The sequence below is a fragment of the Micromonospora sp. NPDC048835 genome, from assembly GCF_040649995.1.
GTDB lineage: Bacteria > Actinomycetota > Actinomycetes > Mycobacteriales > Micromonosporaceae > Micromonospora.
On record NZ_JBEZGM010000006.1, the window covers coordinates 61,341 to 87,632 of the forward strand.

General features: G+C 72.4%; 26 protein-coding genes and 1 pseudogene. 14 read left to right on the forward strand and 13 right to left on the reverse strand.

The window, feature by feature from the left end; translation table 11 throughout:
* The first annotated feature begins 137 nt into the window (after positions 1-137).
* From zwf to AB0C15_RS09530, 3 genes are all read left to right on the forward strand, one after another.
* The gene (zwf, locus tag AB0C15_RS09520; RefSeq protein ID WP_357350449.1) at positions 138-1,517 is read left to right on the forward strand and encodes a glucose-6-phosphate dehydrogenase; all 1,380 of its coding nucleotides are present in this window, start codon (positions 138-140) and stop codon (positions 1,515-1,517) included.
* A gap of 202 nt (positions 1,518-1,719) precedes the next feature.
* Positions 1,720-3,126 (forward strand): OFA family MFS transporter, encoded by a 1,407-nt coding sequence (locus tag AB0C15_RS09525; RefSeq protein ID WP_357350451.1) that lies wholly within the window; start codon positions 1,720-1,722, stop codon positions 3,124-3,126.
* Positions 3,123-3,248, forward strand: coding sequence for a hypothetical protein (locus AB0C15_RS09530; RefSeq protein ID WP_357350453.1), 126 nt, complete (start codon positions 3,123-3,125; stop codon positions 3,246-3,248). Before AB0C15_RS09525 ends, AB0C15_RS09530 begins: the two co-directional genes overlap by 4 nt.
* Before the next feature lie 32 nt (positions 3,249-3,280).
* Here AB0C15_RS09530 and AB0C15_RS09535 read toward each other — a convergent pair whose 3' ends face one another.
* On the reverse strand, positions 3,281-4,009 hold the full coding sequence (locus AB0C15_RS09535; RefSeq protein WP_357350455.1) for an SDR family oxidoreductase: 729 nt from the start codon (positions 4,007-4,009) through the stop codon (positions 3,281-3,283).
* Positions 4,010-4,176: 167 nt separating this feature from the next.
* Here AB0C15_RS09535 and AB0C15_RS09540 point away from each other — a divergent pair, with 167 nt between their 5' ends.
* Together AB0C15_RS09540 and AB0C15_RS09545 are read left to right on the forward strand one after the other, a co-directional pair.
* Positions 4,177-4,638 (forward strand): peroxiredoxin, encoded by a 462-nt coding sequence (locus AB0C15_RS09540; RefSeq protein ID WP_357350456.1) that lies wholly within the window; start codon positions 4,177-4,179, stop codon positions 4,636-4,638.
* 106 nt (positions 4,639-4,744) lie between these two features.
* Positions 4,745-5,428 carry a hypothetical protein gene (locus tag AB0C15_RS09545; protein WP_357350458.1) on the forward strand — a complete coding sequence of 228 codons (684 nt, stop codon included), beginning with the start codon at positions 4,745-4,747 and terminating at the stop codon, positions 5,426-5,428.
* Between the two features lie 20 nt (positions 5,429-5,448).
* On the opposite strand, the gene AB0C15_RS09550 is transcribed toward AB0C15_RS09545, so the two are convergent.
* A complete protein-coding gene (locus AB0C15_RS09550) occupies positions 5,449-5,904 on the reverse strand; it encodes a MarR family transcriptional regulator (RefSeq protein WP_357350460.1) in 456 nt (151 codons plus the stop codon).
* A 97-nt stretch (positions 5,905-6,001) separates the two neighbouring features.
* Here AB0C15_RS09550 and AB0C15_RS09555 point away from each other — a divergent pair, with 97 nt between their 5' ends.
* On the forward strand, positions 6,002-6,442 hold the full coding sequence (locus tag AB0C15_RS09555; protein WP_357350462.1) for a hypothetical protein: 441 nt from the start codon (positions 6,002-6,004) through the stop codon (positions 6,440-6,442).
* Positions 6,443-6,624: 182 nt separating this feature from the next.
* On the opposite strand, the gene AB0C15_RS09560 is transcribed toward AB0C15_RS09555, so the two are convergent.
* The 4 genes from AB0C15_RS09560 to AB0C15_RS09575 form a co-directional block, all read right to left on the reverse strand.
* Positions 6,625-7,812: a GNAT family N-acetyltransferase gene (locus AB0C15_RS09560; RefSeq protein ID WP_357350464.1), complete on the reverse strand. Its 1,188-nt coding sequence runs from the start codon at positions 7,810-7,812 to the stop codon at positions 6,625-6,627.
* Between the two features lie 527 nt (positions 7,813-8,339).
* On the reverse strand, positions 8,340-8,537 hold the full coding sequence (locus AB0C15_RS09565) for a hypothetical protein (protein ID WP_357350466.1): 198 nt from the start codon (positions 8,535-8,537) through the stop codon (positions 8,340-8,342).
* Between the two features lie 41 nt (positions 8,538-8,578).
* Entirely contained in the window at positions 8,579-9,577 is a 999-nt protein-coding gene (gene cydB / locus AB0C15_RS09570) for a cytochrome d ubiquinol oxidase subunit II (protein ID WP_357350468.1), read from the reverse strand.
* Between the two features lie 14 nt (positions 9,578-9,591).
* A complete protein-coding gene (locus AB0C15_RS09575; protein WP_357350470.1) occupies positions 9,592-11,004 on the reverse strand; it encodes a cytochrome ubiquinol oxidase subunit I in 1,413 nt (470 codons plus the stop codon).
* 150 nt (positions 11,005-11,154) lie between these two features.
* Between AB0C15_RS09575 and AB0C15_RS09580 the strand changes: the two genes are divergently transcribed.
* The 5 genes from AB0C15_RS09580 to AB0C15_RS09600 all read left to right on the forward strand — a co-directional run bounded on the left by AB0C15_RS09580 (position 11,155) and on the right by AB0C15_RS09600 (position 16,123).
* Positions 11,155-11,925 (forward strand): lysophospholipid acyltransferase family protein, encoded by a 771-nt coding sequence (locus tag AB0C15_RS09580; RefSeq protein ID WP_357350472.1) that lies wholly within the window; start codon positions 11,155-11,157, stop codon positions 11,923-11,925.
* 582 nt (positions 11,926-12,507) lie between these two features.
* On the forward strand, positions 12,508-13,083 hold the full coding sequence (locus AB0C15_RS09585) for a hypothetical protein (protein ID WP_357350474.1): 576 nt from the start codon (positions 12,508-12,510) through the stop codon (positions 13,081-13,083).
* A gap of 85 nt (positions 13,084-13,168) precedes the next feature.
* The gene (locus AB0C15_RS09590; RefSeq protein WP_357350476.1) at positions 13,169-13,936 is read left to right on the forward strand and encodes a glycerophosphodiester phosphodiesterase; all 768 of its coding nucleotides are present in this window, start codon (positions 13,169-13,171) and stop codon (positions 13,934-13,936) included.
* Positions 13,937-13,955: 19 nt separating this feature from the next.
* Positions 13,956-15,350, forward strand: a complete 1,395-nt coding sequence (locus AB0C15_RS09595; RefSeq protein WP_357350478.1) for an MFS transporter — start codon at positions 13,956-13,958, stop codon at positions 15,348-15,350.
* A gap of 149 nt (positions 15,351-15,499) precedes the next feature.
* Positions 15,500-16,123: a thymidine kinase gene (locus tag AB0C15_RS09600; protein WP_357350837.1), complete on the forward strand. Its 624-nt coding sequence runs from the start codon at positions 15,500-15,502 to the stop codon at positions 16,121-16,123.
* Here the strand turns inward: AB0C15_RS09600 and AB0C15_RS09605 are convergent.
* The 3 genes from AB0C15_RS09605 to AB0C15_RS09615 are packed head-to-tail and all read right to left on the reverse strand — an operon-like array spanning position 16,090 to position 18,939.
* The gene (locus AB0C15_RS09605; RefSeq protein WP_357350480.1) at positions 16,090-17,304 is read right to left on the reverse strand and encodes a low temperature requirement protein A; all 1,215 of its coding nucleotides are present in this window, start codon (positions 17,302-17,304) and stop codon (positions 16,090-16,092) included. The genes AB0C15_RS09600 and AB0C15_RS09605 overlap by 34 nt on opposite strands.
* On the reverse strand, positions 17,301-18,494 hold the full coding sequence (locus AB0C15_RS09610; RefSeq protein WP_357350482.1) for a low temperature requirement protein A: 1,194 nt from the start codon (positions 18,492-18,494) through the stop codon (positions 17,301-17,303). Before AB0C15_RS09610 ends, AB0C15_RS09605 begins: the two co-directional genes overlap by 4 nt.
* Positions 18,481-18,939 carry a hypothetical protein gene (locus AB0C15_RS09615; protein ID WP_357350484.1) on the reverse strand — a complete coding sequence of 153 codons (459 nt, stop codon included), beginning with the start codon at positions 18,937-18,939 and terminating at the stop codon, positions 18,481-18,483. Before AB0C15_RS09615 ends, AB0C15_RS09610 begins: the two co-directional genes overlap by 14 nt.
* A 146-nt stretch (positions 18,940-19,085) precedes the next feature.
* On the opposite strand from AB0C15_RS09615, the gene AB0C15_RS09620 reads away from it, so the two are divergent.
* The 3 genes and pseudogenes from AB0C15_RS09620 to AB0C15_RS09630 all read left to right on the forward strand — a co-directional run.
* Positions 19,086-20,789 carry an acyl-CoA dehydrogenase family protein gene (locus AB0C15_RS09620; protein WP_357350486.1) on the forward strand — a complete coding sequence of 568 codons (1,704 nt, stop codon included), beginning with the start codon at positions 19,086-19,088 and terminating at the stop codon, positions 20,787-20,789.
* Between the two features lie 31 nt (positions 20,790-20,820).
* Positions 20,821-21,984: a PQQ-binding-like beta-propeller repeat protein gene (locus AB0C15_RS09625; protein ID WP_357350488.1), complete on the forward strand. Its 1,164-nt coding sequence runs from the start codon at positions 20,821-20,823 to the stop codon at positions 21,982-21,984.
* 171 nt (positions 21,985-22,155) lie between these two features.
* A pseudogene (locus tag AB0C15_RS09630) lies at positions 22,156-22,335 on the forward strand (VOC family protein); the annotation flags it as partial.
* A 35-nt stretch (positions 22,336-22,370) separates the two neighbouring features.
* Here AB0C15_RS09630 and AB0C15_RS09635 read toward each other — a convergent pair.
* The 4 genes from AB0C15_RS09635 to AB0C15_RS09650 all read right to left on the reverse strand — a co-directional run bounded on the left by AB0C15_RS09635 (position 22,371) and on the right by AB0C15_RS09650 (position 26,148).
* The gene (locus tag AB0C15_RS09635; protein WP_357350490.1) at positions 22,371-23,369 is read right to left on the reverse strand and encodes a tyrosine-type recombinase/integrase; all 999 of its coding nucleotides are present in this window, start codon (positions 23,367-23,369) and stop codon (positions 22,371-22,373) included.
* Positions 23,370-23,440: 71 nt separating this feature from the next.
* On the reverse strand, positions 23,441-23,866 hold the full coding sequence (locus tag AB0C15_RS09640; RefSeq protein ID WP_357350492.1) for an Hsp20/alpha crystallin family protein: 426 nt from the start codon (positions 23,864-23,866) through the stop codon (positions 23,441-23,443).
* A gap of 68 nt (positions 23,867-23,934) precedes the next feature.
* A complete protein-coding gene (locus AB0C15_RS09645; protein WP_357350839.1) occupies positions 23,935-24,444 on the reverse strand; it encodes a GNAT family N-acetyltransferase in 510 nt (169 codons plus the stop codon).
* 36 nt (positions 24,445-24,480) lie between these two features.
* The gene (locus tag AB0C15_RS09650) at positions 24,481-26,148 is read right to left on the reverse strand and encodes an ABC-F family ATP-binding cassette domain-containing protein (RefSeq protein WP_357350494.1); all 1,668 of its coding nucleotides are present in this window, start codon (positions 26,146-26,148) and stop codon (positions 24,481-24,483) included.
* Positions 26,149-26,292 lie beyond the last annotated feature (144 nt).

Sequence of the window (26,292 nt, forward strand, 5' to 3'; positions counted from 1 at the left end):
AACCTTCCTTATGGTTAGGGCGGGGTGAGACAACGTTGTCGCCGACCTCACGTGTGCCGCCCGCCGGGGAATGCCCGGAGCGGGTCGTGCCGTTGACCGTTCGGAAGATCAGATCCAGATGATCGAATGGAAGTGCCATGCGCATGCGTTCAGACGCGGTAGTGCTGTTCGGCGTCACCGGCGACCTGGTGTCGAAGAAGCTGTTTCCGGCGCTGTACGAGTTGACCCGGCGCGATCGTCTCGACGTCCCGGTGATCGGCGTGGCCCGCTCCGCCTGGGATGACCAGCAACTGGTCACCATGGCGCGCAAGTCGGTCACCGAGGCCAACGACGCGGTCGACGACGAGACCTTCGATCGGCTCGCGGACAACCTGTCGATGATCTCCGGTAACTACGCGGACCCGACGACGTACCAGCGGCTGGCCGACCGGCTGCGCGACGCCGAACGGCCGGTCTTCTACCTGGCGATCCCTCCGGCGGTGTTCGGCTCCGTCGTCGAGGGCCTGGCGGCCGTCGGTCTGGCCGACCGGGGTCGGGTGATCGTGGAGAAGCCGTTCGGGCGTGACCTGGCGTCGTCGCGTGAGTTGGACCGCACGCTGCGCGCGGCCTTCGACACCGAGCGGGTGTTCCGCATCGACCATTACCTGGGTAAGGAGGCGGTCGAGGGCCTCTACGCGTTCCGGTTCGCCAACCGGCTGTTCGAGCCGCTGTGGAACAACGAGCACGTCGACAACGTCCAGGTGACCCTCGCGGAGGGTTTCGGCACGCAGGGGCGCGCCGGGTTCTACGACACGGTGGGTGCGACCCGGGACGTGCTGCAGAACCACATCCTGCAGGTCGTCGCGCTCCTGGCGATGGAGGCTCCGGCAAGCGAGGACACCGCTGCGTTCCGGGAGGCCGAGGTCGCCGTGTTGCGGCAGATCGCGCCGCTGTCGCCGGAGTCCACGGTGCGGGGTCAGTACGCCGGCTACCGCGACGAGCCGGGCGTTGCGGCGGATTCGAACACGGAGACGTTCGTGGCGACCCGGTTGACCGTCGACTCCCCCCGCTGGGCGGGTGTGCCGTTCTACCTGCGCACCGGTAAGTCGTTGCCGGGCACGGCGACCGAGGTCGTGGTCGAGTTCAAGCAGCCGCAGCGTGCGTTGATCCCGGCGCAGCGGGGCACGGTGGCCGCCGCGAACCTGCTGCGGTTCCGGCTGGGGCGTGGTGACGGCATCACCCTGTCGATCCAGGCGAAGAGCCCGGGTGCCGAGGTGGTGAGCCGTCCGGTGGACCTGTCCGTCGACTTCGGGGCGGCGCTGGGGCGTCGGCAGGAGGCGTACGAGCGGTTGCTCGACGATGCGATGGACGGTCAGCACCTGCGTTTCGCCCGGGCGGAGACGATCGAGCAGGAGTGGCGCATCGTCGAGCCGATCCTGGATCTGCCGGCGGCGGTGCAGTCGTACGAGAAGGGCGGTTGGGGTCCGGCGGACGCCGACGCGTTGGCCGGTGGCTGGCACACCCCGGATCTGCGCTAGCGGGTCCGCTGCCGGCGTGGTCGAGTCCCCGGCAGGTCGCGGTCTGCGCAGCGGAGTCGACCGCGCCGGGGCTGCGTGGTGTCCTGACTGACCGCTCAGCTCAGCGGAGCGACCGTCCGGCGCTGGTGAGGTTTGCCGCTTACGACTGGTGTGGGCACGTTGTCTGCGATGTTTCTCGTCCTCGTCGGAGAGGGAGCAGCGCATGCTTTCCGCACTCGATCGTCGGCACACCGTCGCGCCGCCCGGCTACAGCAGGTGGCTCATCCCCCCGGCGGCGTTGGCCATCCACCTCTGCATCGGTCAGGTCTACGCGACAAGTGTCTACAAGAACTCCCTGATCGCTCACTTCGACACCAGTCAGACGGCGATCGGGGTGATCTTCAGTATCGCGATCGTGATGCTCGGGTTGTCCGCCGCGGTCGCCGGGACCTGGGTGGAGGCGAACGGGCCGCGTAAGGCCATGTTCGTCTCGGCGTGTTTCTGGGCGGCGGGTTTCCTGGTGGGCTCGCTGGGCATCGCCACGAAGCAGCTATGGCTGCTGTATCTGGGCTACGGGTTGCTCGGCGGCATCGGGTTGGGCATCGGTTACATCTCCCCCGTCTCCACGTTGATCAAGTGGTTCCCGGACCGGCCGGGGCTGGCCACCGGGTTGGCGATCATGGGATTCGGTGGTGGGGCGATGGTCGCCTCTCCCCTGTCGCGGCAACTGTTGTCGTTCTATGACGCCGGCTACGACCCGGCCAACGCCGGGTCGACGGCGTCGGGCAGCGCCCTGGTGTGGCTGTTCGTGACCCTGGGCCTGGGCTACTTCGTGATCATGATGTTCGGGGTGGCGAACGTGCGGGTGCCGGCGCAGGACTGGCGGCCGGCCGGCTTCGACCCGGCGAGCGTGGCCGCGAAGCCGCTTGTCACCACGGCGAACGTGTCGGCGGCGAACGCGGTGAAGACCCGCTCGTTCTGGCTGCTGTGGGTGGTGCTGTTCTGCAACGTGACCGCCGGCATCGGCATCCTGGAACAGGCCAGCCCGATGATCCAGGACTTCTTCCGCGACAACGGCACCTCGGCGGTGACCGTCGCGGCGGCCGGCGGGTTCGTCGGTCTGCTGTCACTGTTCAACATGGCCGGGCGGTTCGTCTGGTCGTCCACCTCGGACGTCATCGGCCGTAAACCGATCTACCTGGTGTACCTGGGTGTCGGCATGGTGCTGTACGCGCTGCTGGCGCTGGTCGGGCAGACCTCGACGGCCCTGTTCGTGCTGTTGGCCTGCGTGATCCTGTCGTTCTACGGCGGTGGGTTCGCGACGGTGCCGGCGTACCTGCGGGACCTGTTCGGCACCTTCCAGGTCGGCGCGATCCACGGTCGGCTGCTGACCGCCTGGTCGGCGGCGGGCATCGCGGGTCCGCTGATCGTCAACGGGTTCCTCGACGCGCAGGGTGAGCCGGGTTCGCTGACCGCGGCGGCGTACCGCCCGGCGCTGTTCACGATGGTGGGTGTGCTGGCGGTGGGCTTCGTGGCGAACCTGCTGGTGCGGCCGGTGCCGCAGCGCTACCACGAACCAGCGGGGAACGTGGACGAGCCGAAGACCGAGCAGAGGAGTGGTACGCGATGAGTGACGACAGCCGTTCCGGGCAGCAGGCCCGGTTGTGGATCTCCTGGTTGGTGGTGGCGGCGCTGCTCGGCTACGGGGTCGCGCAGACGGTCATCACGGCAGCGAAGCTGTTCACCCACTGAGCGGTGAGCCGGGGCGCGGCGCGCGCCCCGGCTCACAGGCCGCCGGAGACGCGGAGCACCGTGCCGGTGGCGTAGGAGGCGTCCGGGCCGAGCAGCCAGGCGATGGCGGCGGCGATCTCGTCGGGTTCGCCGGCGCGGCCCAGCGGGATGCGGCCGACGGCGGAGTCGGCGCGGTCGGGCACCCCGGAGTCGGCGTGGATGTCGGTGCGCACGATGCCGGGGGCGACGGCGTTGACCCGGATGCCCTTGGGGGCGAGTTCCTTGGCCAGGCCGACGGTGAGGGTGTCGGTGGCGGCCTTCACGGCGGCGTAGTGCACGTACTCCCCCGGGCTGCCGAGGGTCGCGGCCGCCGACGAGACGTTGACGATCGCCCCGCCGTCGGTGAGCCGCCGGGCGGCCTGCTGGGCGCAGAGGACGTAGCCGACGAGGTTGACGTCGACGACCCGGCGCAGGTCTTCGACGCGCAGCTCGGTGAAGGGTCCGATGAGGCTGGTGACGCCGGCGTTGTTGACCAGGCCGGTGAGGGGGCCGAGCTGGGCGGCGGTGTCGAACAGGTCGCGCACCTGCTCGGGGTCGGTGGTGTCGGCGCGTACCGCGATGGCCTGTGCGCCGACGGCCCGCAGGTCGGCCAGGACGGCGGTGGCGGCGGCCTCGTCGCGGCGGTAGCACAGGGCGACGTGGTGACCGGCGGCGGCGAGCCGGCGGGCGGTGGCCGCGCCGATGCCCCGGCCGCCGCCGGTGATGACGGTGACGGGTGCCACGGTGCCTCCCAGAATCTGCGCAAGTGACCCGCCGACGCTACCGTGACCGGCGCGGGTCGGTCGTCGAGAGGACTGTCACATCCGGTGGGGGGTGTGACCGACGAGGTGCGCTCTGGGCGTGATCCCTTACGCTCACCGCGCGGTCGATTCGACGACGGAGGTGCGCGGTGGCGGGTGTGGGTGTCGGTGACGTGGTGCAGGATTTCGAGCTGCCGGATGAGACGGGCACGCCGCGGCGGCTGTCGGAGTTCCTGGCGGCCGGGCCGGTGGTGCTGTTCTTCTACCCGGCGGCGATGACCCGGGGGTGCACTGCGGAGAGCTGCCACTTCCGTGACCTCGCGGCGGAGTTCACCGCGCTTGGCGCGTCGCGGGTGGGCATCAGCCGGGACCCGGTGGCGAAGCAGGCCGAGTTCTCCAAGCTGCACGGCTTCGACTATCCGCTGTTGTCGGACGCCGACGGCGTGGTGGCGCAGCAGTTCGGGGTCAAGCGGCGGGTGCCGTTGGGGCCGTTGAGCATGAAGCGGATGACCTTCGTGATCGGTGTCGACCGGCGGGTCGTCGAGGTGATTCACAGCGAGGTCAGCATGAACGACCACGCGGACCGGGCGCTGCGGGCGCTGGGCGGCTGAGGGTCGTCGACCCGGGTGCGGCCGGGGGTGTGAGCCCTGTGCGGCGGGTGTCGCAGCCGGCTGGTATCAAGACAGCAATCAAACAGGTGTACGGAAGAGGGTTGTGATGGATGCCGGCCAGGGTTTGTCCACTAGCGAGGTGCAGAGCATCCGGGAGTCGTTGGCGGCCGGGCGTAAACCGCGGGTGGTGTTCACCGCGTCGGCGGGGCAGATCGCCGGTCAGGTCGGTCAGGTGATCGAGCTGACCGACCCCGAGGTGTCCGACGAGTTCGTGGTGGTGCGCTTCGGTCGCGACGAGTTGCCGTTCTCCCCCGCCGACCTGGCCGTGGCGCCCAAGGGCGTTACCCGCCGGGTGGTGGAGCCGAAGCCAGAGCCCGAGCCGGAGCCACCCGCGGCGCCCGCGCCGGAGTTCGTGTTGGACACGCCGCGGGTGCCCGCGCAGCGACAGGAGGAGCCGAAGGTGGAGCAGACGGAGAAGCCGCCGGCGCGGCGGGCGGTCAAGGCCGTCAAGCCCAAGGGCCCCGCGGGCCTCACCGTGACCCTGGCGTACGCCGACGGTGAGTGGACCGTCGCGGCGCAGCAGGGCACCAAGGCGCTGGCGAAGCCGTACGTGGTGAAGCCGGCGGAGGCGTTGAAGATGGTGGCGCTTGTGGACGTGCCGGGGGTGCAGGAGGCGGTGGAGCAGATCCTCGGCACCGAGCGGGCCGAGGCGGAGCAGCAGGCCGAGAAGCTGCGTGCCGAGCTGGCGGAGATCGAGGCTCGGCTGGCGGAGTTGCGCGAGGCCCGCTGACGCGTGCCGGCGCGGGTGGGTCAGTGCCGCCTGCGGTGGTGTTCCAGCAGTCGGGTGAGCAGGCGCGTGAGCTGCTCGCGCTCGGTGCTGGACAGGGGGGCGAGCAGGTCGGCCTGGACGCGGTCGACGGTCGCGCCCATCGCGCGGGCCTCGTCGGCGCCGGCGTCGGTGACGCTGATGACGTTGCGGCGGCGGTCGGCCGGGTCGGGGGCGCGCACCACGAGCCCTCGGCCGGCCAGGTCGTTGATGGCGGCCACCACGTCGCTGCGGTCGATGCCGCAGCGTCGGCCGAGGTCGGCCTGGCTCGCCGGGCCTTCCTCGGCCAGGGTGGCGAGCAGCCGGTAGTGGTAGCCGCGCAGGTCGTGCGCGGCGAAACCCTCGCTGAGCAGGCGGGCGGCGTGGGTGGCGCTCTGGTTCAGCAGCCAGCTCGGGGTGGTGTTGAGCCCGGCGGGTGACTGCGGGGCCGCGTGATCCATGGGCTGAAGACTACCAGTAATCGTTGGCGCGACCCACGATCTGCTGTTACGTTGGTTCTTCCAACGTTGGTTGTTCCAACGTTTCGAAGGAGGCGTCATGTCCACCGTCCCCACCCTCAACGGCCAGGTCATCGGCCAGGCCCACTACGCCACCCGGGCCCTGCTCGAACGGGCCGTCGCTCCCCTGGGCGTCGCGTTCGAGCAGGTGCTCGCCCTCAACGCCCTCGCCAACGGCCCGGTGGAACACGCCCACCTCGTCCAGCGGGTCACCAGCACACTGAAGGTCGACGAGCCGCGGGTGCAGCGGGTGCTCACCTCCCTCGTCGACGCGAACCTCGCCCAGGTCGACGCCGACGCGCCACGACTGCGGCTCACCGACGCCGGTCGCGCCGTGCAGACCCGCATCGCCGACACCGTCGCCGGCATCACCGCCCGCCTCTACGCGGACATCCCGACCGACGAGGCGAACGCCGCCGCCCGGGCGCTCACCCTGGTCACCGAGCGCGCCAACGCCGAACTGGCCGCGACCCCGACCTGACGACGCGTCTCCTGCCGGGCGCGTCGAGTGTCACGCCCAACGGGGCGTCCGCTTCGTGCCAAGACAGGCGGGAGCCTGGACGCCCGTCGGAACTGGCGTGTCGGCAGCGACCCGGGTGCCGGAGCCGGCCGGTCATCGGAAGGGGCGTGTCGGCAGCGACCCCGGATGCCGGAGCCGGCCGGTCAGAAGTAGTCGAGCAGCTGCGCCGGGCCTCCGACACCGAGCAGGTCGAGGGCGGCCGGGTCGGCGTCACCGGCGGCGTGCAGCAGGCCGGCCTGCGCGGCCGAGCGGGCGCCGGCCGCGCCGGCGTACAGCAGGGCGAAGCCGCGGACGTTCAGCCGCAGGTCCGCCCCGCCGTCCACGGGGGTCAGCTCGGCGGCGCCGTCGGCGACGCTCAACCGCCAGGTGCCGGTGTTCCACTCGGCGAGCGGGTCGGTGAGGCTGAAGTCGACGACACCCCGGGCGTGGGCCGGCCATCCCCGGGCGACCACCGCGCGGGCGATGTCGACAGGTCGGTGCATCCACACGTCCCGCTCGTGCTCGCGGGCCGACTCCAACGGCAACTGGACACTGACGGCGTCACCGTCGAGCGGGCACAGGCGCAGGGTCGGCGCGACGCTCGCCCAACTGCCGAGCACACCGACGAGTTCCCGGGCCGCGTCGGCGGTGACGGCCAGGGCCTCGTCGACGGTGAGCACCGAGTCGGCCCCGTAGCCGCGGCCCCGCTGCCAGGTCGCGTAGCCGACCAGCTCGCCGTCGGCCTCGACGAGGGTGATCCCATCACCGGGCAGACCGCGGTCGGGGGCGTCGAACAGCTCACCCCGGCGGGTCAGCGGGCCGTTGCGGTGCCGGGTGACCCGCGCGTACAGGGCGTCGACGGCCGGCAGGTCGGCGGGCGTACCGGCCCGGACGGTGAGGTGTGTTGCGGGCCGGTGCCGGGGCAGGGCGGCGGTGGCCAGGTCGACGGTGCGCAGCGCTCCGGCGACCTCCCACCCGCAGGCCCGGTACGGAGCGGCGACAGTCGGGTAGAGCGCACTGATCGCCGCCCCCCGCTCACGGGCACCCCGCAGCAGCGCGGTGAGTAGAGCGCGGGCCACGCCCCGACCACGAGCCTCGGGTGCGACGGCCACCCCGGCCACGTCGGCAGCCGGCACCGCCCGCCCCGACCACCACTGGTCGTGGTGCAGGTCGACGGCCTTGCCGACGAGCCGACCGGTGTCGTCGAACGCGCCGTAACGGGTCAGGCCGGGCACCGGGGTGGACGTGGGCGCGGGACGCTGCGGGTCGGAGCCGAACGCGAACCGCCCCAACTCCCAGGCGGCGTCAAGGTCGTCGGCGGTCAGTTCGCGTACGTGCAGGGTGGCGGGCATCGGCACACCGTAGCGGCACCGCCTCCCGGCAACCGCCGATTTTCGACCAGCTCCCGCCGCCCGTCCCCCACCCCAACCCCGTCCTTTGCCCCGTCCCCCCACTCCGTCCCCGCACCCGTCGATCATGGAGTTGTGGTGGGCACCAAAACACCCATCATCACACCAAAACCGGCACCACAACTCCATGATCGACCGAGCCCCCGCCCTCGCCGCCCTCGCCGCCCCGGCCCGCCCCGAGCCCGGCCCCGCGTCCCCGCCCTGGCCCTCGCCCCGCCCAAACCGCCCCGGCCCCGGCCCCGGCCCCGGCGATCTTGCACTTACTGTCGCGGCATACAGGGCATTCGGTGCATTCCAGCAACAGTAAGTGCAAGATCGGCGCGGCGTAGGGCGAGGGCTCGGCGTAGGGCGGCGTAGGGCGAGGGCTCGTAGAGCGAGGCTCAGGGCGGGGCGGGGCGGGGCGGGGCGGGGTGTGGGGTGGGGCGGGGCGGGGTGTGGGCTCGGGTGTGAGGTTTCAGGGGGTGGGGGTTTCAGAGGGGTGGGGTTTTGCCTAGGTTGAGGGCGCTGAGCACCTTGATGAGGGTCTGTTGGTCGTGCTTGAGCTGCGGGACGTACTCGGTGATCCCCACGCCTACCAGGGCGCCCAGCGCGGCCGCTCCCTGGCGCACGCGGGTGTCGTCCGCGCCCTGCCACATCGGTACCAGCACGTCGAGATCCCGGTTCCACATGATGGCGATCTTTGCAGCGGCCCGTGACACCGGGCGAGTGGTCAGTGCTGCGGGATGTTGGCCACGCCGATGCGCTTGCGGAACACCCAGTACGTCCAGCCCTGGTAGGCCAGCACCACCGGCGTGAAGATGACCGCCACCCAGGTCATGATCTTCAGGGTGTACGGGGTGGAGGCCGCGTTGGTGGCAGTCAGCGTGCCGGCCGGGTCCAGGGTGGAGGGCAGCACGTTCGGGAACAGCGCCGCGAACAGGGTCGCCACGGCCAGGCCGATCGCCACGGCCGTGCCGGTGAACGCCCAGCCCTCACGCCGTACCCGGGCGGCGGCGAGAGCGCCGAGCAGGGCGAGGGCCGCGCCGACGGCGAGCACGACGGCGGCCGCGCTGGAACGGATGCTCAACGTCCAGGTCAGGAACGCGACCGCGAGCACCGCAGCGGCGACGCCCAGGCGCACCGCGAGAGCCCCGGCGCGCTCGCGGATGTCGCCGGTGGTCTTCAGGGCGAGGAACACCGCGCCGTGGGTGAGGAACAGCGCGAGGGTGGTCGCGCCGCCGAGCAGGGCGTACGGGTGCAGCAGGTCGACGAGGCCGCCGACGTACTCGTGGTCGGCGTCGAGTGGCGCACCACGCAGGATGTTGGCGAAGATCAGGCCCCACAGGAACGCCGGCAGCAGCGAGCCGACCACGATCGCCGTGTCCCAGCGGCGCTTCCAGGACGCCTCGGGGCGCTTGTGTCGGTACTCGAACGCGACGCCCCGGGCGATCAGGGCCAGCAGGATCAGCAGCAGCGGCAGGTAGAAACCGGAGAAGAGGGTGGCGTACCACTCGGGGAACGCCGCGAACATCGCGCCGCCGGCGGTGATCAGCCACACCTCGTTGCCGTCCCACACCGGGCCGATGGTGTTGATCAGGACGCGGCGTTCGCGGTCGTCGCGGCCGAGGACGGGCAGCAGCATGCCGACGCCGAAGTCGAAGCCCTCCAGGATGAAGTACCCGGTGAACAGCACGGCGACGAGGAGAAACCAGATGGTGGTCAGGTCCACGATGGGCTCCGGGATCAGTAGGCGAAGGCGAGCGGGCGCTCGGCGTCGTCGGTGTCGTCGGTGGGCGGCTCTTCGCTGACGTCGGGTACGCCGGCCTTGGCGTAGCGCAGCAGCAGCTTCACCTCGATCACGGCGAGGGTGGCGTAGATCAGCGTGAACGCGGTGAACGAGGTGAGCACCTCGGCCAGCGAGACGCTGCGGGACACCCCGTTGCGGGTGAGCATCTCGCCGAAGACGATCCACGGCTGGCGGCCCATCTCGGTGAAGATCCAGCCGAACGAGTTGGCCAGCAGCGGCAGCACCGGCATGGCCAGGCCCGCGCGCAGCAGCCACTTACTGCTCGGCGTACGGCCCTTGCGCTGGCTCCACAGCACCAGCAGGGCGATCGCGCCGGCCGCCATCCCGAAGGCGATCATGAAGCGGAAGCTCCAGTAGGTGACCGGGATGATCGGGGTGTAGCTGCCGGCGCCGTACTGGGTGGCGTACTGGGCCTGTAGGTCGTTGATGCCGTGCACGGTGCCGTGCGGGTCGCCGGTGCCCAGGTAGGACAGCAGGTACGGGATCTTGAGGGCGAACACCTCGCGGCTACCGTCCAGGCTGCCGATGGTGAGCACGGAGAACGAGGCGGGGCTCTCGGTGCTGTAGAGGCCCTCGGCGGCGGCCATCTTCATCGGCTGCACCTCGGTCATGATCTTGCCTTGGATGTCGCCGGTGAACAGCACGGCGGCGGAGGCGACCAGCACCACCCAGGAGCCGAACTTCGTGGCGAAGCGGTACGCCCCGGTGTCGGCGGAGTTGCGGTTGCGGATGACGTGCCACAGGCCGACCGCGACGATCAGCGACCCGGCGACCAGGAACGAGCCGGCCAGGGTGTGCGGGAAGGTGACCAGGGCGACCTTGTTTGTCAGCACGGCCGGAAAGTCGGTCAGTTCGGCGCGCCCGCTGTCGGGGTTGATCCGGTAGCCGACCGGGTTCTGCATGAACGAGTTCGCCGCGAGGATGAAGTACGCGGACAGGTTGGTGCCGATCGCGGCGGCCCAGATGCTGGCCAGGTGCGCTCGTTTGGGCAGTCGGTCCCAGCCGAAGATCCATAGGCCGATGAAGGTGGATTCGAGGAAGAACGCGACGAGTGCCTCGATGGCCAGGGGTGCGCCGAAGACGTCGCCGACGAAGCGGGAGTAGTCGCTCCAGTTCATGCCGAACTGGAACTCCTGCACGATGCCGGTGACCACACCCATGGCAAAGTTGATCAGGAACAGCTTGCCGTAGAACTTGGTGAGCTTGAGGTAGCGCTCGTTGCCGGTGCGGTGCCACATCGTCTGCAGGATGGCCACCAGCACGGAGAGGCCGATGGTCAACGGCACGAAGAGGAAGTGGTAGACGGTGGTGACACCGAACTGCCAGCGGGCAACGTCCAACGCGTCCACCTGGAACCCCCAGCCATCCGTACTACGAGACGTAGTAAATACTACTGCTCGTCGTAGAGGGCTGGTGGCCCGTACCCGTTCGGACGTCATGACCCTGATCACCCGACCCGCCCTCGCGGGCCGGCCGGCGCGTGCGACGATGGCGCGCTGATGAACACCGCACTCACCACCTGGCAGCCGCCGCTGATCTGGCGCACCGCCCTGCTGCTGGCCCGTGGCCTGGTCGGCCTGCTCGCCCGACTCGAGGTCACCGGGGACGTCCCGGCACACCTGCGACGCGGCCCGCTCGTGCTGACCGCCAACCACATCAGCCCGTTCGACCCGCTGGTCATGGCCGCCGCCTGCCAGACCCGGGGCATCGCCCCGCGGATCATGGCCACCGCCGGGCTGTTCCGCGCGCCGGTGCTCGGCGCACTCATGCGCCAGGCCGGGCACATCCGGGTCGACCGGGGCACCAGCGCCGTGCACCAGGCCCTCGACGACGCCGCCTCGGCGGTGGCCCGGGGCTCGGTGATCCTCATCTACCCCGAGGGGCGCATCGGCCTGGACCCCGGCCTGTGGCCCGAACGCGGCAAGACCGGCGCCGCCCGACTCGCCCTGGCCTGCGGCGCCCCGGTCATCCCGGTCGCCCAGTGGGGCGCACACGAGGTGCTGCCCTACCAGGCACCCCGTGGCATGCTGCGCGGCCTCGCCCGCTCCGTGTGGCGCCGACCGGTGATCCGGGTGCACTTCGGCACCCCCGTCGACCTGGGCGAGACGGCGGCGGCCAACCCCGGCGCCGCCCGCCGGGCCACCGACCGGATTGTCGACGCGCTCACCGACACCCTCGCCCCACTACGCCCCGACGAGCCGGACCGGCCCCGGCACGTCGACCCCAGCCGCCCCGCCGACCTCAGCCGCGTCCACCGCCGCACGCCCTGAGGGCGCCGCGCCCACCGCCGCACGCCCTGAGGACGCCGCGCCCACCGCCGCACGCCCGGAGGGCGCCGCGCCGGACGAGGGCGCCGCGCCGGACGAGGGCGCCGCGCCGGACGAGGGCGCCGCGCCGGACGAGGGCGCCGCGCCGGACGAGGGCGCCGCGCCCGACGAAGGCGTGCCGACGAAGGCGCCGCGCCCGACGAAGGCGTGCCGACGAAGGCGCCGCGCCCGACGAAGGCGTGCCGACGAAGGCGTGCTCGCGCCGGCGCCCACGGCACCGAGTGCGGGCCCGAGGCTGGACCCTCACCCCACCTTCTCTTCCTTTGCTCTGCACCCGCGGACGCGCCACCTACTCACGGTGACCGTCGCCTATAGGGGTGCAGAGCAAAGGGAGAACAACTGACGGCCGGGGGGTGCCCTGGACGCAGACGGGCCCCGCGCGCCCTCGCCATCGTCCCGGCGACGGTTGTCGCACTGCCGCCGGTGGTCACCCGTGCCGGAGTCGGACGGGGGCCCGCCACTCGGGCTGAGCGGCGTGCGACGCCCGGGCAACCGAGCCGCACGGCGACCAGCGATAATGATCATGTGTCGCGCCGCCGTCTCATCCTCGCCGCAGTGCTGCTCCTCGTCGTCGGCGGAATCGGCTACGCCGGTCTGCGGACCGCGTACCACAACGCCAAGGACCAGCGGGACCTCGCCGATCTGACCAGATCGTCACCGTGGCCACGGGATCAACTGCTGATCCCCGACGACGTGACCCGGCCCGGCACCGTCGGCTGGCTCGATCGTGGCGGCCTCGACATCGCCTACCCGCTGCGGACCGCCGACGGCCGGAAAGTACCCGTGCTCTGGCGGCTCGGCGTGCCGCAACCCGCGAGTGGGCTACCCGACGGCGTCGACTGCGACACGCCTCTGCTGCGCACCTGCACCGACCTGGGCGGCGGGAGCACGCTGGTCGTGACCCACGACACCGACAACAGCGACCCGTCCATCGCCCTCTACCGCGCCGACGGTGCCAGGGTGCGGGCGATCGAGGTGCAGGGGCCGGACCCGGTCGGGGTCGACGAGTTGGCGACCGCGCTCACCCGGGTCCACGGGCCCAGTGACGCCGAGTTGCTGGACCTGTTGCGCCGCGACGGCTACCAGACCGACTGGAGCTGACCGCTTTCCGCCGGCGGCGGCGCGAGCGGGCGACAGACGCCCGCCGGCCACCCGCCGGCCACCGACCGGGGGCATACTGCGTCGCGTGTTGACCCGATTCGGCTACCTCGACGCGCCAGCGCCGCTGGCGTTCGCCCACCGTGGCGGCGCGGCCGACGGCGACGAGAACACCACCGAGGCGTTCGCCCGGGCCATCGGGCTCGGTTACCGGTACGTGGAGACCGACGTGCACGCCACCGCCGACGGTGTGGCGGTGATCTTCCACGATCCGACGCTGCTGCGGGTCACCGGTGAGGCGGGGCGCATCGCCGAGATGAGCTGGGCGGACCTCGCCTCGGTGCGCGTCGGTGGCGCTGCCGTCGTACCCCGGCTCGACGAGGTGTTGGACGCGTGGCCGCAGGTCCGCTTCAACATCGACGTGAAGGCCGACGGCGGCGTCGAGCCGACGGTCGCGACCGTGACCCGGGCCGGCGCCGGCGACCGGGTGCTGCTCGCCTCGTTCAGCGACGCCCGGCTGACCCGACTGCGCGCCCTCACCGGCGGCCGGGTCGCCACCAGCCTCGGCATGCGCGGCGTCGCCCGGCTGCGGCTGGCCTCCCTGCACGGACGGCCGCTGCGGCTGCCGCCGTCGGTGGTCGCCGCGCAGGTGCCGCCGCGCTACGGGCGGGTGCCGGTGGTGGACCGCCGGTTCCTCGCCTACTGCCACCGGATCGGCCTTCAGGTGCACGTCTGGACGATCGACGAACCCGCCCAGATGCACGACTTACTGGATCGTGGCGTGGATGGCATCATGACCGATCACGTCGGCGTGCTGCGCGACGTCTACCGCAGCCGCGGCCACTGGGCCGCCTGAACCACTCCAAGGACCCCCGATGGCCGAGACCGTGACCCCCACGGTGGACGACACCCCGCCCCCCGCGAGCACCCGTCGGGAGCGCCGGGGCTGGTACATCTACGACTGGGCGAACTCCGCGTTCCAGACCACCGTCATCACGGTGTTCCTCGGCCCGTTCATCACCACCGTCGCGGAGGTGGCCGCCGGCTGCGAGTTGGGTGCCGACACCTGCGACGGGTACGTGTACCCGCTGGGCATCCGGGTGGCCGCCGGGTCCTACTACCCGTACCTGATCTCGTTGTCGGTGTTCCTCACCGTGTTCGTGCTACCGGTCATCGGGGCGATCGCCGACCGGTCGGCGCACAAGAAGCGGTTGCTCGGCGGGGCCGCGTTCACCGGCGCCGGCGCGACCATGGCGATGATCTTCGTGACCGGCGACCGCTACCTGCTCGGCGGGGCGCTCTTCCTGGTCGCGAACATCTCCTTCGGCGCGGCGATCGTGGTCTACAACTCGTTCCTGCCGCAGCTCGGGGGCCCCGACGAACGCGACGGCATCTCCAGCCGCGGCTGGGCGCTGGGCTACCTCGGCGGTGGTCTGCTGTTGGGGTTCAACCTGGTCGCGGTCACCCTGTTCAGCCAGGACGACAACCCGCAGCGCACCCTGGACCTGGCCCGCTGGTCGATCGTCTCGGCCGGGGTGTGGTGGGCGGTGTTCACCCTCGTGCCGCTGCGCTGGCTGCGCGAACGCCCCAGCGTGGCGGCGGCGTCGGGGCGGCGGGGCAACGTGCTCACCGACGGGTTCCGCCAGCTCGGGCACACCCTGCGCGAGATCAAGGCGTACCCGTTGACGCTCTTCTTCCTGCTGGCGTTCCTGGTCTACAACGACGGCATCCAGACCGTCATCACCCTGGCCAGCCAGTACGGCACCGAGGAACTGCGCCTGGAGCAGAGCACCCTGATCATCACCATTCTGCTGGTGCAGTTCCTCGCCTTCGGGGGCGCGTTGAGCCTCGGCGCGTTGGCCCGGCGCATCGGCGCCTGGAAGACCGTGCTGCTCAGCCTGGTCCTCTGGACGGGTGTGATCATTGGCGCGTTCCGGCTGCCGGCCGAGGCGCCGGTGCCGTTCATGGTCCTCGGCGCGGCCATCGGCCTGGTCCTGGGCGGCAGCCAGGCGCTGAGCCGGTCGCTGTTCAGCCAGCTCATCCCGGCCGGGAAGGAAGGTGAGTACTACGGCTTCTACGAGATCAGCGACAAGGGCACCAGCTGGCTCGGCCCGCTCGCCTTCGGCCTGGTGTTCCAACTCACCGCCTCGTACCGGGTGGGCCTGGTCTCACTGCTGATCTTCTTCGTGGTCGGGTTCCTGCTCCTGGCCGCCGTACCGATCCGCCGTGCCATCGTCGCCGCAGGTAACACGCCACCCCGGGTGCTCTGAGCACGCATCCCGCACCCGACAGATCAGGGGCGGCCGATCAGCTAGGCTGCCCGACCGTGACTGACGACGCCACCGCCGCCCCGACCTGCCTCGCCCACCCGTTCCCCGGCCAGCCGCACGCTCCGGCCGGGTGCGCGGCGGCGCGCGGGCTGGACGGGCGTCCGGTGCACGCGGCGGCGTTGAAGTTCTTCTGGGGGCCGATGGACTGCGGCAAGTCCACGATGGCGTTGCAGATGAACTACAACCACGCCCGGCAGGGCCGCCGCGGGCTGGTCACCACCCGCATCGACAGGTCGCTGGGGCCGCAGGTCACCACCCGCATCGGCCTGGCCCACGAGGCCATCGAGGTCACCGACGACCTGGACCTGCGGGCCCTGGTGCGCGGCCGGTGGGCCGACGGGGTACGCGTCGACTACCTGATCTGCGACGAGGCGTGCTTCTACACCGTCGAGCACGTCGAGCAGATGGCCGAGCTGGTCGACAGCTACGACGTCGACGTTTTCGCGTTTGGCCTGGCCACCGACTTCCGGTCGCGGATGTTCCCCGCCGCGCAACGCCTGTTCGAGCTGGCCGACGAGGTGGCCCGTATCCAGGTCGAGGTGCTCTGCTGGTGCGGCCGCGAAGGGCTGCTCAACGCCCGGGTCGTCGACGGGCGGGTCGTGCGCGAGGGCGCCCAGGTCGTCATCGGTGACACCGTCGACACCGCCGAGGTGCGCTACCAGGTGCTCTGCCGTCGGCACTACCGCAGCGGCGACCTCGGCCCCCGCGACTGAGACACCCGCCGTCCCGCCAACCAGTCGGCCACGATCACCCCGACCGTGATCAGCAGCGCCGCCCCGGCGGCCAGCGCGACTGGCGCCCGCAGCGCGACCGCCGCCGGGGACAACGCGAGCAGCAGCAGCGTCGCCGTGACCCGGGCGAGCACGCCGGTGTCAACGAGCGCCATCTGGTACGCGGCGTGCCCGGCCAGGAACAGGGCGGGACCGCCCAGGACGACCAGAGCGCTCGCCCAGTCGACAGGTTCACCGGGGGCGTGCAGCAACCGTTCGTCACCGACCGCCGTGATGACGATGCCGCCCACCATCACCGGGTGCAGGTAGTTGAACACCAGCCGGGAGAGCCGGCCGGCCCGCGCGCCCGCGGCCGCCAGCGCCCGCATGCTGGCCTGCGCCTGGTCGAAGTACACCCACCACAGGGCCACTGAGCCCGCGAAGGCGAGCAGGAACGCGGCGATCGTCACCCGGTCCAACCGCTGTGTCAGCGTCCCACCGGTGATCAGGATCGACTCTCCCAGCGCGATGAGGACGAACGCCTGACAGCGTTCGGCCAGGTGCCCGCCCTCCACCCGCCAGTGCTCCGGCGCGCTGCGACCCATGCCGGGCACCGGGAACCCGGTCGCCAGCCCGATCGCGTCGACGATGATCACCGCGATCCAGATCAGCTCCCGGGCCGGGGTGTCCATCAGCCCGCCGACGATCGCCAGTGCCGCGGTGCCGGAGATCCAGACGAGGCACTGGCGGAAACTGTCGCCGAGCCAGGGTTCGCCGCGGATCGCCCACAGCGAGAAGACCGTGCGCCCCACCTGCACCACCGCGTAGGCCAAGGCGAAGAGCAGCCCGTTTCCGTCAAAGGCGGTGGGTAGCGCCGCAGCGAGGAGCAGGCTGCCCAGCGTCACCACCAGCAGCGTGGCCCGCACCGGTGGGCGGTCCGGGTGCAGCCAGTTGCCCGCCCACACCGTGTAGATCCAGACCAGCCAGACCAGGCCGAGCAGCACCGCGGTCCGCCCGATACCGCGCCAGTCCAGGTTCCCGGCCAGGTAGTGCGACAGTTGGGTGATCGTGAAGACGTAGACCAGGTCGAAGAACAGCTCGGTGGAGGTGGTCCGCTCCACTCCCTTGCGTGGGCGCAGCAGCCGCGGGTGCCGCGGCCCGACGCCCGGCGAGGAGGGGGTCACCGGGCAGCCACCCGTGACCGGAACCGGTCGGTCACGATCACGACGACCGTCACCGCCATCGCCACCGTGGCGCACACCGCCACGGGCATCTCCAGCCACACACCGACCGGCATCAACGCCAGCAGGAGCACCACCGCCGTGACCCGGCTGATCGGCAGGGTCCGCCACAGCAGCCCCTGGTAGGCGGCGTGCCCGGCCAGGAACAGCGCGGGACCGCCGAGGGTGAGCAACACATCGACAGTGGTCGCCGACGCGCCCGGCTCCCGCAGCAACCGCTCGTCGGCCGCCGACGCGACGATGACACCGGCGACGATCACCGGGTGCAGGAAGTTGAACGCGACCCTGCTCAACGCGCCGGTGCGCTCCCCGGCGTGGGCGATGACCTCGGTGGCGGCCGGGGCCGAGCGGGCGAAGTACACCCACCACAGCGCCACCGAACCGCCGAACGCCAGCAGGAACGCCCCGGACGTCACCAGATCCACGTGCGCGGTGAGGGTGCTGCCGGTGACCAGGATCGACTCCCCCAGCGCGATCAGGACGAACGCCGCACACCGTTCGGCCAGGTGCCCACCCTCCACCATCCACCGCTCGGGTCGGCTGCGCCCCCGCCCCGGCAGCGGATAGCCGATCGACAGGCCGACCACCTCGAGGACGATGACCGCTGCCCAGACCGCCTCCCGGGAGGGGCTGTCGACCAGGCCGCCGAGGAGCACGAGCACCGACGTCCCGGCGATCCACGGCAGCGACTGCTGGAATCCGGCCACCAGCCACGGACTGCCCTGCACCGCCCACAACGCGAAGACGGTGCGACCCACCTGCACGACCACGTACACCACCGCGAAGAGCAGGCCGGTCGCGTCGAACGCCTGCGGGATCGCCGCCGACAGCAACAGGCTGCCCAGCCCCACCCCGATCAGCATCGTGCGCACCGGCCCCTGGTCCGGTTGCAGCCAGTTGGTCAACCAGGTGGTGTAGACCCAGACGAGCCACACCAGCGCCAGCAGCAGGCCGGTACGCCCGGCGCCCGGCCAGTCCAGGTGCGCGATCAGCGAGTGCGACAACTGGGTGACGGTGAAGATGAAGACCAGGTCGAAGAAGAGTTCCGTCGAGGTGGTCGGCTGCACCCCCTCGCGTGGTCGCAGCAGTTGTGGGCGTACCGGGGCGACGGCCGGCGGCTCAGAAGGGGTCACCGCACACCCGCCAGTCGCCGTCCTCGCGGACCACCGGCAGACGGCGTTCCTCACTGATCCCGCCGGATCGGGTCACCTTCACCGTCACGGTGCCCTGCGGTCGGCCGCTGCGGGTGGCGACCGACACGTCGGTGATCTCGTAGTCGGTGACCATCGGCGGTGTGCGCACCCAACTGGTGAAGCCGATCGCGCTCCACCGGCTGCGCGCGTCCTGGCAGAGCCGCTCGTACGCCCGGTCGCTGTCGCCGAGGGCCACCTCGTTGAGGAAACCGTCGGCGGTCTCCCGGATCGGGCCGGCGGCCTGCCGGACGGTCTGCAGGTTCCAGGCGCCCAGCCCGGCCACCCCCACGCAGCACAGCGCCACGCCGAACCCGGCGAATGCCAACCCGGTGCGCATCGGGCGGTGACGCCGGGCCGGTCGGCTCCATGGCTGGCCGGCACCCACGACTACCGACCGTAGAGAACACGCTCGCGCCGTCGGGCGACAAGCCGGAAACTGGGTGCGCCCGAGGAGTGGGTGTGCCCTGTCCGCGGTGGCCACGGATCGTCTACCGTCGGCGCACACCCCCGAGCAGTGCCAGGAGCCGATCGATGAGCCGCTTCGTGCAGCCGGTCCCACGCCCCGTCGACCCGTACGCCGGCGATGCTCTGCTGCGGTCCTGGCTGGAGCGTCACCTCGGGCCGGGCGGGCACGCCGCCGCCAAGGGCCGCCTCGCCGACCTGGCCGCCGACGTGAGCGGGCCGCTGCGCGCGGCGCACGCCGACGCGGAGGCGCACCCGCCGACCCTGGTCCGCTACGACCCGTGGGGCGCCCGGGTCGACCGCATCGACACCTCCGCCGGCTGGCAGGCGCAGCGCGCCGCCGCCGCCCGCCACGCCGTGGTCGCGCTGCCCTACCTGCCGGACGCCCGGGGCACCTGGGGGGCCGCCGCGCGGGTCGTGCAACACGCGCTGCTGCACCTGTACGGGCCGGAGTCGGCCACGTTCTCCTGCCCGGTGGCGATGGCCGACGGCGCGGCGGCGCTGCTCAGCATGCCCGACGTCGACGCCACGGTCCGCGACGCCTGGCTGCCCCGGTTGATCTCCACGGACCCGGCCACGGCGATCACCAGCGGGCAGTGGATGACCGAGTCGCAGGGCGGCTCCGACCTGGGTCGTTCCAGCACCCTGGGCCGCCCTGCGGCGGACGGTTCGTGGCGGCTGACCGGCGAGAAGTGGTTCTGCTCCGCCGCCGACGCGGCGATGGCGGTGGCGCTGGCCCGACCGGAGGGCGCCGGGCGGGGCAGCCGGGTGCTCGCCCCGTTCCTCGTTCCCCGGTACGCGGTCGACTCACCCCTGGCCGACGGCGCGGCTCCGGGCGCACCCGCCCCGGGTGTCACCGTGCACCGCCTCAAGGACAAGCTCGGCACCAGGGCGCTGCCCACCGCGGAGATCGGCCTGCGGGACGCGTACGCCCTGCCGTTGGGCGACCCGACGGTCCCCGGTCTGGTGCGGGCGATGACCCTGGTCGTGGTGACCCGGGTGCACAACGCGGCGGCGGCGGCCGGCGGGATGCGACGCGGTCTCGCCTACGCCCGCGCGTACGCCGACGTGCGGCACGTCGCCGGCGGCCCGCTGGCGTCCTCGCCCCTGCACCGGGCCACCCTGGGCACCCTCGCGGTCGACGCGGCGGGCGCGTTCGCCCTCGCCGGGCACGCGTTCGCCCTGCTCGGGCGGGTGGAGGTCGGCGCCGACCCGGAGGCCGCGGCGGAGCTGCGCATCGTGGCGCCCCTGGCGAAGCTCGCCACCGGCCGGCTCGCCGTCAGCTCCGCCAGCGAGTACGTGGAGAGCTTCGGCGGGGCCGGTTACGTGGAGGACACCGGCGTGCCCCGGCTGCTGCGCGACGCCCAGGTGCTGCCGATCTGGGAGGGCACCACGAACGTGCTGTCCCTGGACGTGCTGCGCGCGTTGACCCGGGAGGACGCCGGGGCGCCGCTGTTGAGGCGGCTCGCCGCCGCCGTCGACCTGGCCCGGCCGCTGTCGCCGGTGCTTGCCGACACCCTGGCCACCGCCGCCGCGCAGTGGGAAGAGACCATCACCGCGGTGACCGTCGACCCGGGTACGCCCGCGGTGCTCGCCGGGGCCCGTGGTCTGGCGTTGCGCCTGGCGTACGCGCTGACCACCGCGCTGCTCGTCGAGCACGCCGCCTGGGGCGACGAGCAGGCGGAGTTGGCCGCCCGGCTGTGGGCGCGCCGCTGGCTGAGGCACGAGGAGATCGCCGAGGACGCCCACCACCACCTGGACCTGCTCTGCTGAACGGTCGACGCGAACGGACGGGTGGGCGCGCATGTCGGTGCTTATCGAGTTGGGTGACGACCGGGGCGCGCCCCTGGACGAGCGGCAGGCACCAGCGCCGGTGTCCCCCGGTTGGCGGGTGGCGGCGCTGGTCGCCGTCTGCGCGTTGCTCGGCGGTGCCGCCCCGGCCGCGCGTCCGACACCCCTGGTCGGGTTGACGGTGCCGCCGCGGGCGACAGTGCTCGGCGCGGGGCCGCTGCTGCTTGTCGTCGACCCCGACCCGAGCCCGCCGACGCTGAGCGCTTACGACGCGGCCGCGCCGGACGGCCCGCCTCGGTGGCGGGTCACCGTGCCGCCGGCCGCCGGCTGGTTCGCCGAGGCCGCCGGTGACCTGCTGCTGCTTGTCGAACGCGACCAGGTGAGCGGGGCGCGGGCTACCACCGCCCGGTCGATGCGGACCGGCCAGCCGGTGTGGCGGCGACCCGAGCGGGTGTACGCGGCCGGGGACGCGGCGGTCGCGGTGAGCGAGGTGCGCAGCGCCGCCGAACCAGGACGGCGGGTCGAGGGCACTGTGCACGGCGTCGACCAGGCCACCGGCGCGACCCGGTGGTCGATCCCGCTACCGTCCACGGCGGTGCTGCGGCCCCTGCCCGGGCGGGTGCTGCTGGTGCAGGACGACGGGCTGACCCGGCTGTTCGACGCCCGCGACGGCACCGAACGCGGGCGGGGTCGGCTGCCGCCGGCCGACTACGGCCCGGACAACCCGCAGGTCGTCGGCGCGCATCTGGTGCTGCGCCATCCGGACGGCGACGCGGTGGCGCTCACCGGGTACGACCTGCCCGGGCTGGTGCCGCGCTGGCAGGTGCCGGCGCAGCCGGGTGAGCTGACCCTGCGGCCGTGCCAGGGTCTGATCTGCGGGCAGGACGAGCAGGGGCGCTGGGCGATCGACGCGGGCACCGGGGTACGGGCGTGGACGTGGCCGGCCGGGGCGCGCTGGCGCACGGTGCCGGGCCCCCGGGGTGTCACGGAGACCCTCGTGGTGCTGGGGATGGCGGCCGACGGCGGGCGCCCCCTGGTCGCCACCGTGGAACGCGACGGCCGTCGGGTGTTCGCGGTGCTCCCCGCCGGCTTGACCGACTGCCGACGGGTGGATGCGGGGTTGATCTGCCGCGACACCTCGGCCCGCGTGACGTTCTGGCCTCTTGACGCCCGCTGACCCCCGGGTCAGCGCCACCGCGACCGGGCCCCGCCGCAGGAAATCTCCAGACCGTGTCTCATCCTCCGACCGTAGGGCGGGGCCCCGACACCTGATCCCGGCCGGGTTTGTCGGGCCCCGGCGGCATAATGCCGGCGTGACAGCTTCTGCCGGCCGCCGACCTGGCCCGACCAGACCGGCGACAAGCGCTACCACCTGGATCTCTACGTCGACGACCTGGCGGCGGCGGAGGAGAGGTTCGTGGCGGCGGGCGCGTCGAAGCCGGCGTTCCAGCCCGGAGGCGAGCGGTGGGTGGTGCTGCTCGACCCGATAGGGCAGCCGTTCTGCATCTGCCCCCGCCCGCAGGGCTGACGCAGCACCCGCCGGGTCAGACGACGCCGGGCTCCTCAGCCGCGCCGACGTGACCGGGCGGCCCGCACCGCGTAGGCCGGGTCGCGGTCGAGGTTGTGCCGGTCCCGGTCGTAGCGGCGGGTGGTGCGGGGGTCGGCGTGCCCCATGGCGTCCTGCACATCTTCCAACGGCACGCCCTCCGAGCGGGCCGTGGTGGCGAAGGCGTGCCGCAGCGAGTGCGGGGACAGCTTCGCCCAGGCCGGGATGCCTGCGGCGCGGGCGAGCCGACGGACCATCCGGAACACCGAGTGCCGGTCCAGTCGGGCTCCGCTGGCGGTGACCAGCAGGGGGCCGGTGAGCTGCGGCACCGGCACACCGGTGGCGGCGGCCCGCTGGGCCAGGTAGGCGTCCAGGGCGTGCCCGGTGCCGGGGGTGAGGGCGCGGCGGCGTTGTTTGCCGCCCTTGCCGACGAAGCGCACGCTGCGGTGGCCGCGTTCGGTGCCGAGGTCGGTGAGGTCCAGCGAGATCAGCTCGCCGACCCGCAGCCCCAGGTCGGCGAGGAGCGCGAGGGCCGCCCGGTTGCGTACGGCTGTCGCGCCGGTGTCCGCGTCGGCGGCACTGAGCAGGGCGTCCACCTCCTCGGGGGTGAGCCCGACGGTGGCGGAGTGGTCCCGGTCGACGCGGGGGCGGTCCGCGCCGGAGACCGGGTTGGCCGGCACCGCGCCCAGTTTGACCAGGAAGTCGTACCAACTGGACAGTGCGGAGAGTCGACGTGCGACGGTCGCCGGGGTCAGCGGGCGACCACTGCGGGCGCCGACGCTGTTCTCCAGGGCGCGGGCGTACTCGTTGACGTGCAGGAAGGTGGCCCGTAGCGGGTCCAGGTCGTGGCCGGCGCACCAGGTGAGCCAGCCGGTGACGTCCCGCCGGTACGCGTCGCGGGTGTGCTCGGACAGCCGCCGGTTGCGCAGCCACGCCTCGGTGACCTCGACCGGCCCGGTGGGCAGCGCCGGTGGCGCGGACGGGCGGGCGAGCACCGGAACGTCGGAGAACACCATGTGAAAAAGGCTCTCAGCCTCGGGTGGGATCGGCGTGCAGGCGCGCCGGTCCCACCCGTCACCGTGGTGGATCAGGCGTTGATCTGCCGGCGGCCGTCGCCGTTGGCCTTGATGGTGACCCGGCGGGGCTTGGCGCGCTCGGCGACCGGGATGCGCAGTGTCAGCACCCCGTTCTCGTAGCCCGCCTCCAGCTTGTCGGCGTCCAACGTGTCGCCGAGGAACAGCTGTCGGGTGAAGGTGCCCATCGGGCGTTCGGCGGCGACCAGCTCGACGCCGTCACCGGCGGGCCGGTGCCGCTCGGCGCGGACGGTGAGCACGTTGCGCTCGACGGTGCAGTCGATGCTGTCGGGGTCGACGCCGGGCAGGTCGAACGCGGCGTAGAAGTGGTCGCCGTCGCGGTAGGCGTCCAGGTGCATGGTTGCGGGGCGGGCCGCCGTACCGAAGAACTGCTCGGCGAGCCGGTCGATCTCGCGGAACGGGTCGGTACGCATCAACATGGTCGTGCCTCCTCGGATCTCCTGGCCGAAGGTAATGAGTTGAGCCGTGGTGACTCAACTTCCCCTTCTTATTTAGCGTGTTCGGCGGCGAACGTCAACTGCTTCTCGAACCAGTGCTCGGCGTAGGGACCCTGCGAGTACGCCGGGATTTCGACGTAGCCGTGCCGGGCGTACAGGGCGCGAGCCTCGACCAGGTCGTGCCGGGTGTCGAGCCGGATCCGGTCCGCCCCGGCCGCGCGGGCCCGCTCCTCGACGGCGGCCAGCAGCGCGGCGCCCCCACCGGCGCCGCGTTGCCCGGGGCGGACGAACACCCGGGTCAGCTCGGCCCAGCCCGGCTGCCAGCGCAGCCCGGCGCAGCCGGCCAGGTCGTCGCCGAGGTGGGCGAGCAGAAGCAGCCCGCTCGGGTACGCCAGGTCGCCACTGGGCATCTCGGCCAGAGCCGCGTCGACCTCGCCGGGCAGAGCCTGGCGACAGTGGTAGCGCACCACCATCTCGGTCATGTACTCGCGCAGCAGACGCATCGCGTCCGGGTGGTCGGGACGGCTGGTGCGTGTCGTCCAGGTGGGCCGGGCGGTCATGGTCACGAGTCGATCATCACCGCCCGGTCAACGGCTTTATCCGCTCGTCCCCGGTGTCGAGGGCTCGCCGACGCGCAGCAGCGGCCAGTCGGCCAGGTCGCGCAACAGTTGCCGGTCGTGGGTGGCGACGACGACGGCGGCGCTGGTGTCGCGGATCGCGGCGGTCAGCTCGTCGGCGAGTGTCGACGACAGGTGGTTCGTCGGTTCGTCGAGCAGGATCAGGGTGGGCCGCCCGGCCAGCACCAGCGCCAGGTCGAGGCGGCGTTGCTGTCCCTGCGACATCCGCCCGACAGGCGTCCGCAGTGCGGCGGAGTCCAGCAACCCGAGCGATCCGAGCGACACGGCGTCGGCGAGCGTTCCCCGGGCGACGAGGAGCCCCACCCGGCGGGCGTACACCTCGTCGGCGGTGAGGTCCGGGGTCTGCCCGGCGGTTTCCTGGGTGAGCCGGGCGACGCGGGCGGCCTTCGCCGTCCAGACGTACCCGTCGGTGGGTTCCAGTGCGCCGGCCAGCACCGCGAGCAGTGTGGACTTCCCGGCGCCGTTGGGCCCGGTGACGAGCAGCCGGTCACCGCCGTCGACGGTGAGGTCGACCGGACCGGGCAGGCGCCGGTCGACCGCGACGCTGTGCACGCGTACCTGCGGCGCGCCCGACCGTACGCCGGGGTCGGGCAACCGCAGTGTCGGCGGCGGTTTCGGTACGTCGATCCGGTGTGCCTTCAGGGCGTCCTGCTGCCGGTTCAGGGCCTGCACGACGCCCGGCGCGCGGGACTGGCGCTGGTGTTTGCCGGTCCCCTTGTCCGGCCGCCAGCCGGTGGAGAGCCGGTCGCGGGCCTTCGACACCGCGTCCTGGAGTCGCCGACGCTCGGCCTGCTGCTGCTCGTACTCCTGCTCCCAGTGCTCCCGCTCGCGACGCCGGGCGTCCTGCCAGGCGTCGTAGCCGCCGGCGTGCAGCCGTGCCTTTCCGTCGTGGGTCGGGTCGAGGTCGACGAAGCGGTCCGCGACGTCGCGCAGCAGTGCCCGGTCGTGGCTGACGATCGCGAGCCCGCCGCCGTGTTCGCGCAGGTGACGGGTCAGGAAGTCCAGGCCGTCGGCGTCGAGGTGGTTTGTCGGTTCGTCGAGCAGCAGCACGTCGTGCCGTGCGCCGAGCAGGCACGCCAGCCGCACCCGGTAGCGCTGCCCCACCGACAGCGTCGCCAGGGGACGGTCCCGGTCGGTGCAGGCGCCCAGGGCCTCCAGTGCCACGTCGACGCGGCGTTCGGCGTCCCACGCGTCGAGGCGGGTGGCCGCGTCGAGCGCGCTGGCGTAACGGTCCTCGGCGTCCTGCTCGCCCTCGGCCAGGGCGAGGGTTGCCTCGTCCAACGCGGTGAGGGCGGCCAGCGACGCGGCCAGCGCCTCGGCCGTGAGGGTCCCGACCGTTTCGCCGTCGCGGGCGGGCAGCTCCTGGCGGGCCAGGCCGACCGTGCCGGCCCGCCGCACGGTGCCGTCGTCCGGCGTGATCAGGCCGGCGAGGACGTGCAGCAGTGTCGTCTTGCCGCGACCGTTCTCGCCGACGATCGCCACCCGCGACCGGGCGGATACGGTGACCGAGACATCGGTCAGGACGCGACGGGACCCGCGGGTCACCGTGACGTCGGTGGCGCGCACGTGCGCGGTGCTGGCCTCGACGAGCCGGGACAGGGTTTCGGGGTTCGGGGTGAGGTTCAACGGTGCTCCGCAGCTCGCGATGGGAGCCGGGCAGCAGGCAACGGCCGCCCGGCGGGAACCGGGACGGCGAGCGCGAATTCAGCAGAGACGAAGGGCGCCGCCGTCAGCGGGCGGAGCGGACCTTCTGCGACCAGATACCTCGTG

Bases quoted from the DNA above. Each gene is read 5' to 3' on its own strand.
- zwf (WP_357350449.1), top strand. From the start codon at position 138: ATGCGCATGCGTTCAGACGCGGTAGTGCTGTTCGGCGTCACCGGCGAC.
- AB0C15_RS09525 (WP_357350451.1), top strand. From the start codon at position 1,720: ATGCTTTCCGCACTCGATCGTCGGCACACCGTCGCGCCGCCCGGCTAC.
- AB0C15_RS09530 (WP_357350453.1), top strand. From the start codon at position 3,123: ATGAGTGACGACAGCCGTTCCGGGCAGCAGGCCCGGTTGTGGATCTCC.
- AB0C15_RS09545 (WP_357350458.1), top strand. From the start codon at position 4,745: ATGGATGCCGGCCAGGGTTTGTCCACTAGCGAGGTGCAGAGCATCCGG.
- AB0C15_RS09550 (WP_357350460.1), bottom strand. From the start codon at position 5,904: ATGGATCACGCGGCCCCGCAGTCACCCGCCGGGCTCAACACCACCCCG.
- AB0C15_RS09555 (WP_357350462.1), top strand. From the start codon at position 6,002: ATGTCCACCGTCCCCACCCTCAACGGCCAGGTCATCGGCCAGGCCCAC.
- AB0C15_RS09560 (WP_357350464.1), bottom strand. From the start codon at position 7,812: ATGCCCGCCACCCTGCACGTACGCGAACTGACCGCCGACGACCTTGAC.
- AB0C15_RS09565 (WP_357350466.1), bottom strand. From the start codon at position 8,537: ATGTGGAACCGGGATCTCGACGTGCTGGTACCGATGTGGCAGGGCGCG.
- AB0C15_RS09580 (WP_357350472.1), top strand. From the start codon at position 11,155: ATGAACACCGCACTCACCACCTGGCAGCCGCCGCTGATCTGGCGCACC.
- AB0C15_RS09595 (WP_357350478.1), top strand. From the start codon at position 13,956: ATGGCCGAGACCGTGACCCCCACGGTGGACGACACCCCGCCCCCCGCG.
- AB0C15_RS09620 (WP_357350486.1), top strand. From the start codon at position 19,086: ATGAGCCGCTTCGTGCAGCCGGTCCCACGCCCCGTCGACCCGTACGCC.
- AB0C15_RS09625 (WP_357350488.1), top strand. From the start codon at position 20,821: ATGTCGGTGCTTATCGAGTTGGGTGACGACCGGGGCGCGCCCCTGGAC.
- AB0C15_RS09635 (WP_357350490.1), bottom strand. From the start codon at position 23,369: ATGGTGTTCTCCGACGTTCCGGTGCTCGCCCGCCCGTCCGCGCCACCG.
- AB0C15_RS09640 (WP_357350492.1), bottom strand. From the start codon at position 23,866: ATGTTGATGCGTACCGACCCGTTCCGCGAGATCGACCGGCTCGCCGAG.
- AB0C15_RS09645 (WP_357350839.1), bottom strand. From the start codon at position 24,444: ATGACCGCCCGGCCCACCTGGACGACACGCACCAGCCGTCCCGACCAC.